The organism is Niveispirillum fermenti (assembly GCF_052474395.1).
This window is the reverse complement of sequence record NZ_CP156681.1, coordinates 2431530-2445759: the sequence shown is the minus strand read 5'-3', so window position 1 is coordinate 2445759 and position 14230 is coordinate 2431530. Positions and strand designations below refer to the sequence as shown.

At 63.2% G+C, this 14230-nt stretch carries 10 protein-coding genes; 1 reads left to right on the top strand and 9 read right to left on the bottom strand.

Features of this window, described 5'->3' with window-relative positions; genetic code table 11:
• Positions 1–56: 56 nt before the first annotated feature.
• Positions 57–2198 carry a TonB-dependent receptor gene (locus tag ABC728_RS22490; RefSeq protein ID WP_416621208.1) on the bottom strand — a complete coding sequence of 714 codons (2142 nt, stop codon included), beginning with the start codon at positions 2196–2198 and terminating at the stop codon, positions 57–59.
• A gap of 480 nt (positions 2199–2678) precedes the next feature.
• Entirely contained in the window at positions 2679–5162 is a 2484-nt protein-coding gene (locus ABC728_RS22485; protein WP_416621209.1) for a glycogen/starch/alpha-glucan phosphorylase, read from the bottom strand.
• Between the two features lie 228 nt (positions 5163–5390).
• Here ABC728_RS22485 and ABC728_RS22480 point away from each other — a divergent pair, with 228 nt between their 5' ends.
• A complete protein-coding gene (locus ABC728_RS22480) occupies positions 5391–6917 on the top strand; it encodes an alkaline phosphatase D family protein (RefSeq protein WP_416621210.1) in 1527 nt (508 codons plus the stop codon).
• 14 nt (positions 6918–6931) lie between these two features.
• Here ABC728_RS22480 and ABC728_RS22475 read toward each other — a convergent pair whose 3' ends face one another.
• From ABC728_RS22475 to ABC728_RS22445, 7 genes are read right to left on the bottom strand one after another with little or no spacing between them, the layout of a single operon-like run.
• Positions 6932–7984, bottom strand: coding sequence for an oxidoreductase (locus tag ABC728_RS22475; protein WP_416621211.1), 1053 nt, complete (start codon positions 7982–7984; stop codon positions 6932–6934).
• Positions 7985–8035: 51 nt separating this feature from the next.
• Entirely contained in the window at positions 8036–8827 is a 792-nt protein-coding gene (locus tag ABC728_RS22470; protein ID WP_416621212.1) for an MBL fold metallo-hydrolase, read from the bottom strand.
• 4 nt (positions 8828–8831) lie between these two features.
• Positions 8832–9626: a TatD family hydrolase gene (locus tag ABC728_RS22465; protein WP_416621246.1), complete on the bottom strand. Its 795-nt coding sequence runs from the start codon at positions 9624–9626 to the stop codon at positions 8832–8834.
• Positions 9626–11176 (bottom strand): methionine--tRNA ligase, encoded by a 1551-nt coding sequence (metG, locus tag ABC728_RS22460; protein WP_416621213.1) that lies wholly within the window; start codon positions 11174–11176, stop codon positions 9626–9628. The genes ABC728_RS22465 and metG overlap by 1 nt, the downstream gene beginning before the upstream one ends.
• A 32-nt stretch (positions 11177–11208) precedes the next feature.
• Entirely contained in the window at positions 11209–12330 is a 1122-nt protein-coding gene (locus tag ABC728_RS22455; protein ID WP_445376507.1) for a DNA polymerase III subunit delta', read from the bottom strand.
• A complete protein-coding gene (tmk, locus tag ABC728_RS22450; protein ID WP_416621215.1) occupies positions 12327–12971 on the bottom strand; it encodes a dTMP kinase in 645 nt (214 codons plus the stop codon). The genes ABC728_RS22455 and tmk overlap by 4 nt, the downstream gene beginning before the upstream one ends.
• Positions 12968–14149 carry a D-alanyl-D-alanine carboxypeptidase family protein gene (locus tag ABC728_RS22445; protein ID WP_416621216.1) on the bottom strand — a complete coding sequence of 394 codons (1182 nt, stop codon included), beginning with the start codon at positions 14147–14149 and terminating at the stop codon, positions 12968–12970. The genes tmk and ABC728_RS22445 overlap by 4 nt, the downstream gene beginning before the upstream one ends.
• Positions 14150–14230: the final 81 nt, after the last annotated feature.

Here is a 14230-nt window from a genome sequence, read left to right as displayed (position 1 = left end):
AGGTCACCGGCCGGTGCGGGGCACCTGCGCCCGGCACCGGCCCGCCTCGGGCATGGTCAGAACTTGCGCATGACATTCACGCCGATCGTCCGCGGACGGTTAACATTGACGCGGGCATCGCCCAGCGTGCGATCCACGAACAGTTCGGCCCGCTTGTCGAACAGATTGTTGGCGAACAGGCTGATGTCCGTTTCGCCATAGATCACGCCGACCTTGGCGTTGGCCAGTTCATAGCCGCGCTGCCGGTCGGGGGCCGGCACGCGGCTGGTGAAGCCGTTATAGCTGGCGCCCACATGCTGAAGATTGGCCTGGGTATAGGCCGACCAGCCCGCCGTCATGTCCCATTCGTACCGGCCGAACAAATCATAGGTGAAGCGCGGCACCGCGGGAATCCGGTCGCCCTTCCGGCCGGCACCACTGCGGCTGTCGGCTGACAGATAGGCATCGGTATAGGCGGCAGCCACCCCGATTTCCAGACCCGCCATGGGCCTGACGGAGAATTCGCCTTCCAGCCCCTTGCTGACCGCCTTGTCACCGTTGGTAACGTAGGAGAAGCCGTCGGCGCGCGTCACCGTCACCTGGATGTCCGTCCAGTCGATATAGAAAGCGGAAAGGTTCAGCGTGGCGCGACCGTTCCACAAGGTGGACTTGAAACCGACCTCATAGTTCCACAGGCTGTCGCTGTCGAACGAGGATGGCGCCGCCACGCCGTTCAGCGGCGGCAGGGTTGAATTGGGTCCGCCCACGCGAAAGCCCTGCGCCGCCTGGGTATAGAGCAGGATGTCTGGTGTGGCCTGGAAAGAGAGGTTGACCTTCGGATTGATCTTCTTTTCCGAACTGTCGCTCATATCAGTGGAATAACCGCCGGCGATCAGGCCATCGGATAGCTTGAAGACCTTTTCCTTCACCTGGAAGGCCCGCAAACCACCCGTCACCTTCAACCGGTCGTCCAGGTATACGGTCAGTTCGCCGAACGCGGCCTTCTGCGTCAGCCGGCTGCGGATGGTGCTGTCCAGCAAGGGCGTACCCACCGGCACACCAAACACGCCGCCATGCCATGCATATTGGTTCAGCACGCTCTTGCGACGGGAATAGAAAAGGCCGGCAATCCATTCCACGCTGTCGGACGGGGCCGAGGCCAGACGGATCTCCTGCACGAAATTGCGATCGGGCACGACATTGTTCAGCCAGACCGGCGCCGGAGCGCCCAGGAAGGCCATTACGTCGCGCACATCATCGAATATGCGGTCCAGATAGGAGGTGGAGGAGGACAGTTCCGCCCAATCCAGATCATAGGTCAGGCCCAAACTGTAGAGATCCAGATCGTCGTTGCGCACCTCCGGCACGGCCCGGCTCTGGGTCAGGCCCGGCAGGGCGGGGTTGATCTCCTGGCTGCCGCCCACATCGGTGCGCTGGATCAACAGGCTGGCCGTCGCCGCGAACCGTTCCGACAGGGCGAATTTCGCAGCGGCACGGGTGCCCCAGGTCTCGTTGTCGTTCACATCCCTGCTGGACAATTGCGCATTGTCGATGAAGCCATCCTCGTTCCGGTAATACCCGACGATGCGGATGGCGGCCTTGTCCTGGGCCAGCGGCACATTCACCATGCCGTTCAGGGCATAATTCTCGCCGCCCTTGCGCGTGCTGGACAGTTGGACCGATGCGGCGCCCGCGACCCTGGTCAGATCCGGCTTGGCCGTGATGATCTTGATCGTGCCGCCCATCGACCCCGCACCATACAGCGTCCCCTGCGGCCCGCGCAGCACCTCCACCCGTTCCACGTCAAACAGGCGCAGATCGGGTTCGTTGCTGGGATAGGACACGGGCGTCTCGTCGATATAGATGCCGACGGGCGATTGATGGTTCTGGTCGACGCCGGTGGAGATGCCACGCAGCGTCACCTTGTTCTTGCCCGCGCCACGATCGACGAAGGACAGGCCCGGCACGGCACGGGCATAGTCCGTGAATTCATCCATGCCGCGCTTTTCCAGCGTTTCGGCCGCGACGGCGGAGATGGGCAGCGGCACTGCCTGCAGGGGCTGCTGCCGCTTCTGCGCCGTCACGATGATCTCTTCCAGCACCAGGCGGCCACCATCGCCAGTGACCGGCTGCGCCGTCGCCACGGCCGCCGGTGCCAGCGCCAGGACCACCAGGCTGGCCGCCCACCGCAGATGCCCACACCGACCATTCCCGCTCATGTTTCCTAAGCCACGCATTTTTACGGCTCCCTGCCATATTGAATTTTTGCTCATTGAATATTAATTCACTGTAATGCGGGAAGTCAACGGTCCCAAGCACGGCCCTTTGCGCATTCCGGTCGCAGGCACGGGGGTACCGGTCGCGCACTGTCACCAGCCGCGTTGGCGTCGAAAATTGGAGTGGAAAGCATGGGGGCCCCGGGCGCGCTCCGCGCCTCTGGGGAAAATCCACGGAATATCAGGGCGATGGTGGCTGGCGTAAAAAGGCTGGCCCGGCGGGCGTCATGCCTTGTCCCGGCGATTCGAACTCACTCGGGACAGGTATCATACTATTTTGCGGTGATCAGAACCTATTGGTTCTGATCACTGCCCTCAATCGCCGGCGCCATCATTCGTTGGCTTGGCGACGCCGCACGAGCGGTGCTGTGGCGGTCGCCGCCGAACCAACTTGCGATGAGTAGAACTCATCGCAAGTTGGTATCAATCCGCTTCGCCCGCCATCGGCAGCACCGGCGATACGTTCCAGATGTCGCGGGCATATTCCATGATGGTGCGGTCGGAGGAGAACCAGCCCATGCCCGCCACATTCAAGATGGCCTTCTCGGCCCAGTCGCGGGGGGTGCGATAAAGGGCGGCGGCGGCGGCATGCGCGTTGCGGTAATCCTCGAAATCGGCGGTGACCAGGAAATGGTCGCCATTCAGCAGGCTGTCCACGATGGGACGGAAACGGCCGGGATCGTCGGGGGAAAAGGCACCGGTGGCGATCATGTCCAGGGCGCGCTTCAAATGCGGATTGGCCGCCACGACCTGACGGGGATCGAACGCGCCGCCCTGCCGAAGATCCTGCACCTCGGCCGCGGTCAGGCCGAAGATGAAGATATTGTCGGCTCCCACATGCTCGCGGATTTCGACATTGGCGCCGTCCAGGGTGCCGATGGTCAGGGCACCGTTCAGGGCCAGCTTCATGTTGCCGGTGCCCGATGCCTCCATCCCCGCCGTGGAAATCTGTTCCGACAGGTCGGCCGCCGGCATGATGATTTCCGCCTGACTGACATTGTAGTTGGGCAGCATCACCAGCTTCAGGCGCCCGCGCACCTGCGGATCATTGTTGATCACGCCGGCAATGTCGTTGGCCAGCTTGATAATCAGCTTGGCCTGATGATAGGCCGGGGCCGCCTTGCCCGCCAGGATCTTCGTGACGGGAACGAACTCCCCCAGGGGATTGTCGCGGATCTGGTTGTAGAGGGCGACCGTCTGCAGAAGATTGAGCAATTGCCGCTTATATTCATGGATGCGCTTCACCTGCACATCGAACAGACTGTCCACATCGACATCGATCCGCAGATGCCGGGCGATGTAGGCCGCCAGCCGTTTCTTGTTCTGCCGCTTGGCACGGCGGAACTCCTCCACGAACACCTCGTCATCCACGCGATCGCGCAGGCTGGCCAATTGTTCAAGGTCGGTGATCCACCCTTCCCCGATGCGGCTGGTGATCAGCCGGGACAGGGCCGGATTGGCCTGGTGCAGCCAACGGCGCGGCGTGATGCCATTGGTCTTGTTGGTGATGCGGTCGGGGAATTCCCGATGATAATCCGCGAACACGGTCCGCTTCATCAGGTCGGTATGCAGGGCGGATACGCCATTGACCTTGTGGCTGCCCAGAAAGGCCAGCCCGCCCATGCGCACCCGCCGTTCCCCATTCTCATCGATAAGAGACAGACGGCGGATCGTTTCCATGTCGTACCGACCCCAGGACTGCTCCAGGAACCTGGCGTTGATATCATAGATGATCTGCATGTGGCGCGGCAGAACCCGCTCCAGCATCGAAACGGGCCATGTCTCAAGTGCTTCCGGCAGCAATGTATGGTTGGTATAGCTGAAGGTACGCCGCGTCAGGTCCCAGGCCTTGTCCCAATCAAGCCCGTGAATGTCCAGAAGGATGCGCATCAGCTCGGCGATGCCGATGGCCGGATGCGTGTCGTTGAGCTGGATGGCCGCCTTCTCCGGCAGCGCATCGAAATTCTGGTGATGCTGCATATAGCGGCGCAGGATGTCCTGCAAGCTGGCACTGGTGAAGAAATATTCCTGCTTGAAGCGAAGCTCCCGCCCGACCGCCGTCGCGTCGTTGGGGTACAGCACGCGCGACAGGTTCTCCGACAGGACCTTGCTTTCCACCGCCTTCATATAGTCGCCGTCGTTGAAGTGGTGGAAATCGAAATCGCTGGTGGCGCGGGCCGACCAGAGGCGCAGCGTATTGATCGTTTCGCCACCGAAACCGACCACCGGCGTGTCGAACGCCATGGCATGGACGGTTTCGGTATCCACCCAGCGCCGTCGCTCCTGGCCTTTGGTGTCGATGAAATTCTCAACCCGTCCGTGGAAATGGATGGGATAGAGAACCTCCGGCCGCGCGAACTCCCACGGATTGCCGAAGCGCAACCAGTTGTCGGGGAACTCGACCTGCCAGCCCTGGTCGAAGCGCTGCTCGAACAGGCCATATTCATAGCGGATGCCATAGCCGTAGGCGGGCAGGTTGCGGGTCGCCATGCTGTCCAGGAAACAGGCGGCCAGCCGTCCCAGCCCGCCATTGCCCAATGCGGGATCGGGTTCCGCCTCCAGCACCTCTTCCAGCCGCAGGCCCAGCCGGTCCACCGCCTCCCGGCAGGCGTCCGTCAGGCCCAGATTGGCCAGGTTGTTGGACAACAGCCGGCCGATCAGAAATTCCATCGAGAAATAGTAGATGCGCTTGGCATCGCTGGCATAGACACCACGTGTCGTATCCATCCAGCGGTCCACGACCCGGTCGCGTACCGACAGGGCACCGCTGGCGAACCAGTCGCGCCGCGTCGCCGTCTTGGAATCCTTGCCCACCGAATAGACCAGCCATTCCAGGAAGGAGCGTTTCAGTGCATCGACATCGACGGCCTTGCGGCCGAGGTCACGGGAACGGTAGCGGGCATCCATGGGGGAAGGGCTTTCACTGCAATCAAAGGCCGTAAAGCTTGTCATTCCGCCCTGACAATGCCCAATTGGCAATGAAAATATGAAAACCTGCCGATAAGGTTCCGGCTATTCCTCCACCCCGGACGGCATAGGCGTTTCCGGAAATTGCGGCAGGACAGGCAAAACACTTACCATCCCCCGATGACCGACCGATCCATTGCCAGACGCAAGTCCAGACCCCGGCAGAAAGTGGCCCCGCCCCAAATTCTGCTCGGCCCCATCCTGCATGCCCGCGGCGCACAGGGGCCGACGGGGTCAGGACCACGCTGGCGCCTGTCCGCCGTCTTCCTGCTGGGGGGAGAACAGGAGCCGCCGGACCTGCAGGTGGCGGGCGTCAGCCTGCCTGTTCCCCCGCGTTTCATGCAGGAATGGCGCGACCTGCCCCCCGTCGGCCCGGTGGGGGAGCCCTGTCCCGGCGGTCTGCTGCGCCTGTGGCGTTATGATTTCGCCGTGCCGCGCGGATTGCAGGATGGACGCATCGCCTATGGCTTCACAGGGGATGAACGGCGCTGGCAGGTCTGCGTACCGGGCATCGCCATCCCGCCCCGCATCGCCTACACGGCCTGCGGCGGCTGCGAGGATGAAGCGCATATCGAAGAGGCGGGCCTGAAGCGCAACAGCCTTTGGGCCCGGCTGTTGAGCCGTCATCGCGCCACGCCGCAGCACCTGATGCTGATGGGGGGCGACCAGATCTATGCCGACGGTTTGTGGGAACGGGTGCCCGCCCTGCGTCCCGCCACCGAACTGAAGCCGATGAAACGGTCGGCTGCCATCGCCGAGCCGGATTTGGAACGGCAGCTCGACGCCTGGTTCATCGCCAGCTACCGCCACGGCTGGAACCAGCCGGAAACAGCGGCCATGCTGGCCTCTGTCCCCGGCCTTCGCATGTGGGACGACCATGACATCATCGATGGCTGGGGCTCCCACCCGGCGGAGATGCTGGACAGTCCCGTTTATAAGGCCATCTATGCCGCGGCCCGCCGGGCCTTCCGGCTGTTCCAGATCGGCATGACCGACGACGACCCGGCCGACACGCTGCTTTCCGACCAGCCGCCCTCCTTCACCCTGGGCATGCGCCTGAACGGCATCGGCATCTTTGCCCCCGACCTGCGCAGCGAGCGGCGGCTGGACCGCGTGATGGACCCGGCTACCCTCGACAAGCTGCCGGAATGGCTGGCGGATTTCGCACCCTGCGCCCACCTTCTGGTCATGTCGAGCGTGCCGCTGCTGTTCCCCAGCTTCGCGCTGGCAGAGCGGCTGCTGAACCTGCTGCCCGGCCGCCAGGCGATGGAGGATGATCTCCGCGACCAATGGCGCAGCCCGGCACACCACGCACAATGGCAGACCATGCTGCGCCATCTGGTCGATTTCGCCGGCCGGACAGAGACCCGCGTCACGATCCTGTCGGGGGAGGTGCATCTGGCGGCGCACGGTCAGCTTACCGGACCCGGTGTCGATATCCATCAATTGGTCAGTTCAGGCATCGTGCATCCGCCGCCTGCCATGCTGGCGGTGGAGATGATGGAAAGGCTCACGCGCAAGCAGGAGGACCTGTTCGACCGGCTGCACCTGTCCATGCTGCCCATGCCCGGCACCGACCGCTGCCTGCTGGCTGCCCGCAACTATCTGACGCTGACCGGACGCGACGATGGCGGCATCATCGCCGAATGGCATGCCGAGGGGGTGGACAACCCCATGGTGGTGCCCATCGGATGACGGGCATTATCTGCTCAGACCGGTTCCGACAGGTCGATTTCCCGCCGTTGCCCGGCACTTTCGATCCCCAGCGCCAGAAGCTGCATGACCTGGATGGCTTCCGCGGCGGTTACCGGGTTGGGGCCGTCGCCCGTTATCGCGTCGCGCACCCCGGCATAGTACCGGCGATAATCGCCAGCCGGCCCCGCATGCGGACCGGACCGCAGACCATCCGGTGCCGGGCGTGTCAAACAGGCCGGCAGGGGATCGACGCCCCAATCGTCACACCCGGGCGGAAGCCCCGCCTTCAACTGGTCTTCCTGCCGGTCCAACCCATGTTTGATGAAGCTGCCGCCATCGCCATGCACGGCAAAGCGCAGCCCGCTGTCGGGGATCAGCATGCTGCCGTGCAGAATGATGCGCAAGCCATCAGGATAGCGCATCAAGGCATGAAAATAATCCGCGGCCCCATCGCCCGCGCGCTGGGTCGCGATGTCGACGAAGATGGAAAGTGGCAGCCCGAACAGGAACAAGGCCTGGTCCAACAGGTGCGATCCCAGATCGTACCAGAGGCCGGCGCCCGCCACATCGGCCCGTTCCCGCCAACGATCACGCCGTTCGGACCGGAACCGGTCGAAATGGCTTTCAAACTGTGTCACCCGGCCCAGGGCACCCTGCCGGATCAGTGCCGACAGGGCGAGAAAATCCGCGTCCCACCGACGATTATGGAAAATTGAAAGCACCCGGCCGCTGGCGCCCGCCTGTCGTTCCAGGGCCTGTGCATCGGCCAGCGCTACGGTGAACGGCTTGTCCACGACAACATGCTTGCCGGCGGCCAGCGCCAAGCTTGCCTGTTCGGCATGAAGGCTGTTCGGCGTGGCGATGACAACCAGATCGATGGTGGGATCGGCCAGCACCTCGCCAATCTGCGCCCTGACGGGAACCCTGGGCCAGTACGGTGCCACCTTTGCCGGGTTTCCCGACACGATGGCGGCCAGTTCCAAACCGGCCGTCGCGGCGATCAACGGGGCATGGAAGGTCTGCCCGGCATACCCGAACCCGACGAGTGCGGTGCGTATCGATCCCATTTCAATGTCCTTTCAGAACAATAATTTATAGGCCGATACTGTCCGGAAACGTCAATCCCCCCGCCCGCCCGGCACGATGACCATTCCATCATGGCCCGGTTCCACGCCCGCCGGCAACAGGGTGCGCAGCGTGGCATAGTCCATCGTCTGGTTCATATGGGTCAGAATGGCGCGACGCGGGCGCAATCGTTCGATCCAACCGCGCGTGATCTCCCAATGCGCGTGGACCGGATGTGGGGGCGCCAGCCGCACGCAGTCAACGATCCAGGTATCTACCCCCTCCAGGACAGCGAAAGCCGTGTCATCCAGATGCACCACGTCGGTGGAATAACCGATGGGCCCGAAGCGGAATCCTAAGCTCCGGGAATAGCCGTGATCCTGAGAGAAGGGAAGAATATCAATGGAACCAATGGATAAGGGCCCATTGATGATGTTCGGCACCAGCACGGGGCGCGGATAGTGCGGCGGCTTTGCCGGCACCGGATCGAAGCAGTAATCGAACCGCCGGGTCAGGATTTCCATCGTCGCGGCGTCACCATAAAGATGGACCGGTGCATTCTGCAGCCAGTTCACGGCGCGCAGATCATCGATACCATGCGCATGGTCGGCATGAGCATGGGTGTACAGCACCCCGTCCAGCCGGGAAACGCCGGCATCATTCAACTGCTCCCGCATATCGGGACCGGTATCGACCAGGATGGTCGTGTCGTGGTTCTGGACCAGGATGGACGGGCGGCGGCGGCGGTTGCGCGGTTCAGCCGGATCGGCATCGCCCCAGACATTGCCGACCAGCGGCACCCCGCCGGAACCGCCGCAACCCAATATCGTGACACGCAGGTCCAATCGCTTAGGCCGCCTTCACCGCTGATTGGGGCACCTTGTTGAAAAGGCGCAAGAAATTGCCGGTCGACACCTGGGCCATCACGGCTGCATCAACCCCCTTCACGGCGGCCAGATGCCGGGCCGTATGGGCCACGAACGCGGGCTCGTTTCGCTTGCCCCGCATGGGCACGGGCGCCAGATAGGGCGCATCGGTTTCCACCAGCAGCCGATCCATGGGGACGATTGCCGCGGTTTCCCGCAGATCCTCCGACTTCTTGAAGGTCACGATACCGGACAGGGAAATGTAAAAGCCGATTTCCAAAGCTTGTTCAGCCAGTTGCCGGCTGCTGCTGAAGCAGTGCAGCAGGCCGCGCAACCGCCCCTGACCTTCTTCCTTCAGGATGCGGATCGTATCTTCGTCCGCGTCGCGGGTATGAACGATGATGGGCAGGTCGGTTTCCAGGCAGACCCGGATATGCCGGCGGAAGCTTTCCTGCTGAACATCGCGGGGCGACTTGTCATAGAAATAATCCAGCCCCGTCTCCCCGATGCCGACGACCTTCGGCCGCTGCGCCAGGCGAAGCAGCTCCGCCTCGTCGCAAAGCGCAAACTCCTCCTCCGCATTGTGCGGGTGGACACCCAGGGTGCAATAGACGTCGTCATAGGCCATGGCCACGTCATGCACCTGGCCGAACCGGCTGATATGGGTACAGATGGTCAGCATCAGCCCAACGCCGGCATCACGGGCCCGCTGCACCACGGCATCGCGCTCGGGCGCGAAGTCCGGAAAGTCCAGATGGCAATGGCTGTCGACCAGCATCATTTCCCCTCCTCCGGCACCACAAGGCGCGGGAAGGCCGGGGCCGGGGCCGGCAGCAGCGTGCCGGGCACCAGCGGGTGGGCGCCCAGATCGCCGAAGCCCCGCTGATCAGCGGGGACGACCAACTGATCCAGGATACGGTTGCTGGCATCAGGCATGAAGGGCTGGGTCAGGATCGCCAGTTGGCGGATGACCTCTGCCAGATTGTACAGCACCGTGCCCAGGCGCGTCTGATCCGTCTTGCGCAAGGTCCAGGGCGCCATCTCGTCGACATAGCGGTTGGCATCGCCGACGACACGCCACACGGCATCCAACGCCTTGTTGAAGGCCTGCACGTCCAGCTCGGAACGCACGGCATCCAGCATGCCGGCGGCGGCACCCAGAAGGGAACGATCCGCATCCGTCAGGGCATCGGGCACCGGCACCCTGCCCTCGTGGTATTTCTGGATCATCGACAGAACACGTTGGCACAAATTACCGTAATCATTGGCCAATTCGCCATTGATCCGCTGCACCATCGCGCGCTTGGAGAAGTCGCCATCATTGCCGAACGGGATTTCCCGCAGCAGGAAGTAGCGGGTCTGGTCCAGACCATAGGTTTCCAGCAGGTCGCCAGGCTTCACGACATTGCCCAGCGACTTGGACATCTTCTCCCCCTCCACGGTCCACCAGCCATGGGCGAAGACACGCTTGGGCAGCGGCAGGCCGGCGGCCATCAGGAAGGCGGGCCAATAGACGGTATGGAAGCGCAGGATATCCTTGCCGACCATGTGCAGATCGGCCGGCCACCAGGTCTTGAAGGCGGGATTGTCCGTGTCCGGGTAGCCGATGGCAGTGACGTAATTCACCAGCGCATCCAGCCAGACATACATGACATGCTTTTCGTCACCGGGAACCTTGATCCCCCAGTCGAAGGTCGTGCGGCTGATCGACAGGTCCTTCAGGCCTCGCTTCACGAAAGCCATGACCTCCGACCGCTTGCCAGACGGCATGATGAACTGCGGCTGCTCCTCATAGAGCTTCATCAGCTTGTCGGTATAGTCCGACAGACGGAAGAAGTAGCTGGGTTCCTCCACCCATTCCACAGGCGCCCCGGTCGGGGCGAAGCGCTGTCCGTCGCGCTCGCTCAGTTCGTCCTCGCCGTAGTAAGCTTCGTCGCGAACGGAATACCAGCCATTATAGCTGCCCAGATAGATGGCGCCGTTTTCGACCAGTTTCTGCCAGATGGCCTGCGCCGAGCGAATGTGGCGCGGTTCCGTCGTGCGGATGAAGTCATCATTGCTGATATTAAGAAGTTTCGCCAAGTCCCTGAAATTCTGGGAATTCTTATCAGCAAGCGCCTGTGGCGTCGTGCCGAAATTCTCGGCAGATTTCTGCACTTTCTGGCCATGCTCGTCCGTGCCGGTCAGAAACTTGACGTCGAAACCATCCAGCCGCTTGAAGCGGGCCATCACGTCGCAAGCGATCGTCGTGTAGGCGTGGCCGACATGCGGCGCATCATTCACGTAATAGATCGGCGTGGTGATGTAGTAGGGCGGGCGCCCGGACATGAGATTTCTCCGCAGCAACGGAACGGTTGGTATCAGCCGGCAGCCGCCTCGATCCGCGCCAGCGCGGACATCAGCGTCTGCCGGCGGTCGAGATTGGCGGATTCCGCCTTGGCAAACATATGGTTGGTGTTCTCCCACACCTCCACCCACCGATCAAGGGCACCGGCCCGGTGGCTCCCCTGCATCAGGCGATGGACAAGGGCGGCTTCCCCCGGCACCACTTCGGCCGGGATGGTGCCGCGCGCGGCAGCGCGGGCAATGCGGCCCAGCCACCAGCCGATCAGTTCGGTGACGGCAATCCAGTTCGCTTCCTCGTTCCCGCCGCGCAGCGTGGCGTCGGCAAAGGCATAGGCACCCAGGACGTCCAGACGCGGCAGGCTGTCGAACACACCCAGCATGGCCTTATACAGGTCCAGCCCCCCGGCTGTGTGCAACTCGATGGCGCGGCCGATGCTGCCCTCCGCCAGACGCGCCAGGGCCGTGCGTTCCGCATCGTCCAGATCCGGCAGGTAACGGAACAGCAGGGAGCGCACCTGCGCCTCCGTCAACGGCTCCAGCGCCAGCTTGCGCGTGCGAGACCGGATGGTCGGCAGCAAGGCACCGACATTGTCCGCAACCAGTAAGATCAATGTCTTGGAAGGTGGTTCCTCAAGTATTTTCAGAATGGCATTCTGGCCACTGCTGTTCAATTGGTCGGCACCATCGACGATGACGACCCGCCACCCGCCCTCCGCCGAGGTCAGGCGCAGGAAAGGGGCGATCTTGCGCACCTCCTCCACGGCCAGATCACGCTTGAAGCGCCGGCGCTTTTCATCCCATGTGCGCTGGATGGTCAGCAGATCGGCATGGCCGCCGGATGCAACGCGGTGGCTGACAGGCCCTTCCGGATCGACAGTCAGGCTGGTCGGGTCCGGTGGAGGGCCGAACAACCCCATCTCCTGCTCTCCCGGCAGCCCCCTGGTCAGCACGAAACGCGCCATGCGGAAGGCCAGCGTCGCCTTGCCGATACCGGGTGGCCCGCCGATCAGCCAAGCATGATGCATACGGCCGGAATTCCAACTGTCCAGCAGTAATTTCTCTGCTGTTGCGTGGCCTTCCAGAAAGTTATTGCGACGGGGGTTGAATACCTCCGGGTCGAAACCACCCCCGCTCACCACACCACCCCCAGCCGTAATGCCAGCGTGGCACGGATATGGCCCTGGATGGTGTCGATCCCTGCGCTGGCATCGATGACGGCGCAGCGGACAGGGTCGGCCGCCGCAATGGCACGATAGCCGTCGCGCAGGCGTCGATGGAAATCCACCTGCATGCGTTCATACCGGTCCTCGCCGCCGCGCCGCGCCGCTGCCCGGGCCAGCCCCTGGTCGGGATCGATATCCAGGATCAGGGTCAGGTCGGGCACCGTGTCGCCTATGGCAATGTCACGCAGCCTGTCCAGCACGCCGCGGTCCATGCCATGGCCGTAACCCTGGTAGGCCATGGTGCTGTCGGCAAAACGGTCGCACAGCACCCACCTCCCCACCTCCAGCGCCGGGCGTATGGTGCGGGCAACATGGTCATGCCGGGCGGCAGACAACAGCAAAGCCTCGCTGACGGGCAGCCAGCGGCCGGGGTCACCATTGACCAGCAGGTTGCGGACAGCCTCCGCGCCCTGCGATCCGCCCGGTTCGCGCGTGGTCACAACATCGATCCCGATCCCGCGCAGCGCATCGGCCAGAAGGCGGATCTGGGTGGATTTTCCCGCCCCTTCCCCGCCTTCCAGGGTGATGAAGCGCCCGCGCGCCGGGGGGGTCATGGCTGCGTCGGGGCGGCCGGGGCGCCGCCGCCGAACATGCTCGACAAGGCGGCGCCGACACGCCCGAAGAGACCCTTCTCCTCCACATCCACGGCCGCCAGAAGGGGGAGTTCCACGTTCTGCATGCCGGGCGCGGAGATCACCAGGGTCGCCACCGGCGCACCCTTGGCCACGGGCGCCGGGATGGGCGCATTGGCCAGCACGGCCACCTTCATCTTCTGGCGCTGCTCGTGGGTCATGGTGATCTTGACCTGATCCTGAATGACCACGGGCACGGTTTCGCTCGTGCCCAGCCAGACAGGCAGATTGTCCACCGTCTCCCCGGCCTTGAACAGGGTGAAATTGTCGAACTCCCGCCAACCCCATTCCAGCAGCCGCGCACTTTCATCGGCGCGGGCCTGCATGTTCGGCAGACCATTCACGACCAGGACAAGCCGGCGGCCATCACGCTCGCCACTTGCGATCAGGCCATAGCCGGCGGCTTCCGTGTGCCCCGTCTTGATCCCATCCACACCCATGTTGCGGTAAAGAAGGGGATTTCGGTTGCCCTGCTTGATGTTGTGGTAGGTGAATTCAGTTTCCGCATAATAATGGTAGAATTCTGGAAAGTCGCGGATCAGGTGCCGGGCCAGAAGGGAAAGATCCCGGGCCGTGGAATAATGGTCCGGATCGGGCCAGCCGGATGCATTCATCAGGTTGGTGCCGTGAAGGCCGATTTCCTTCATCCGCTTCGTCATCGCCGTGGCAAAAGCCGGCTCCGTGCCCGACAGGCCCTCGGCCAGCACGACGCAGGCGTCATTGCCGGATTGGATGATGACACCGCGGATCAGATCCTCCACCCGGATGCTGTTACCCAGTTCGACGAACATCTTGGACCCCTGCACGCGCCAGGCGCGCTCTGATACGGGGAACGTGTCGTCCAGCGACAGGCGGCCTTCCTTCAGCCGCTCGAACACCATGTAGGCGGTGGCCACCTTCGACATGGAAGATGTCGGCATCCGGTCGTCCGCGCTCTTCTCGAACAGGACGGTATTCGTCTCGGCATCGACCAGGATCGCCTGGGCGGCGATGGTCTCCAGATCGGCCGCCGTCGCGGGCAGCGCCGCCACGGTGAACAGCAGGGCCGCCGTCAGGCGACGGGCGGCACCCTTCATCCGATGTGCGATCCGAATATCCATGTCAGCAATCAATCCTTTACAGTAACGGGACAGACGGGGAACAAGGCCCCGGCGACCAGCGGCACACTCACCATCGCCATT